Genomic DNA, 1352 nt, shown 5'->3' with positions numbered 1-1352 from the left:
CGCATCACCGCCCCGGCTCCGGCGCCACGCCGCCGCTCCGGCTCCGCCGACCACGCCGCCGCTCCGCTGACGCCGTGTCCTCGCGTCTGCGCCGCTCCGCCATACAAGAAGTCAGGCTGCAGCGACCCTCCGGCCCATCCCGTGACGCCGCCGGGCGCGCAGGCGTGCCCCCTCGACCTTGCGGCGCAGCAGCGCGGGGTCGTCGAGCAGCTCGTTGGTGATGCGGACGACCTCCCACCCCTGGTCGCGGATGTCGTCCTCGCGCACCTTCTCGCTGGGCAGCACACGGCCTGACACCGGGTCGGCATACTTCCCGCGCCCGTCGTACTCGAAGCAGACCCACTCGCCGTCGATGGCCCCGTCCACGCGGTAGCGCTTCAGACGACCGGTCACCGGGACCTGCGGCGTCGTCGCGTAGCCGAGGTGGTGCAGCGCCAGAGCGGAACGTGACTCCCCGGGTGACTCGCGTCGGCCGTCCGCCAGCCGGTGCACGAGCATCACTCCTGATCCGCCTCGCTCGAACGCGAGCCGTCGGGCCCACACAGCGAGGTCGTTCGCCGTCGTCCGGCTGGTGCGCAGGGCCTCGTCGGCCGCCATGAGGGCGGACTCGGGATCCAGCAGGGCGGTCTCCATGACGGCCCGGGCGACCCTGCACCCGGAGTCCACGAGGAGCGCCTCATGCAGGTGCGCCCGGCCGGAGCGTTGACGTCGACCCGTGCCCCGCCATCGCATGTGCAGCACCGACAGGTCAGGCTCGTGCAGCGGCAACCGCGCGACCGCCAGCGCGGTGTGGTGGCTGGGCCGCTGCCCTGGGTGCAGGTGCTGCTCGATCAGGGCGTCCACCCGATAGCGGTCGACCGGCCAGGGCACGGGCAGACCTGTGTACCACCCCCGGCGGATGCGGGTGATGACGCCGTCCTTGCAGGCTGTGCGCAGGTCGGCGTCACAGACGCCGGAGGCGAGGGCGTCGTCCCGCGAGAAGAACTCACGGGCGAGGAGGGCTGGCGGTATCGGCATGCCCACCACCCTGCTGCGGGTGCGCAGCGTGTGCCAGGCGCCTTCGTTCGTCTGTGGATGACGGCGTGAGGATTCGTTGGCCTTGTGGATGACGACCCGCGGGCGACGCACGTGATCCGTCAGCGCCCGAATTCGCGGCCATCCATGGTCTCGGCGGCCATCCCTGGTCTCGACGAGCGTCGTCCGTCTGGTGCTGCAGCTCGAGACGGGGGATGCAGGCCAAGACGGGGGACGACGGCGAAGACGGTGGACGGAGGGTCGCACGCCGGGGGAGTCAGGACAGGCGGGTCAGGACAGGCGGGTCAGGGCAGGCGGGTCAGGGCAGGCGGGTCAGG

Annotated in this window: 1 protein-coding gene; it reads right to left on the bottom strand. The window is 72.1% G+C overall.

Annotation, left to right across the window (positions count from 1 at the left end):
- Positions 1-111: 111 nt before the first annotated feature.
- On the bottom strand, positions 112-1017 hold the full coding sequence (locus K313_RS0119400; protein ID WP_029213021.1) for a hypothetical protein: 906 nt from the start codon (positions 1015-1017) through the stop codon (positions 112-114).
- Between the last annotated feature and the right edge of the window lie 335 nt (positions 1018-1352).

The sequence above is a fragment of the Arsenicicoccus bolidensis DSM 15745 genome, from assembly GCF_000426385.1.
In the GTDB taxonomy this organism is placed as follows: domain Bacteria; phylum Actinomycetota; class Actinomycetes; order Actinomycetales; family Dermatophilaceae; genus Arsenicicoccus; species Arsenicicoccus bolidensis.
Note: the sequence above shows the minus strand (reverse complement) of the source record. Positions and strands in the feature narration are given on the sequence as shown.

Excerpts from the sequence above, each read along its gene's own strand:
- K313_RS0119400 (WP_029213021.1), bottom strand. The coding sequence starts at position 1,017 with ATGCCGATACCGCCAGCCCTCCTCGCCCGTGAGTTCTTCTCGCGGGAC.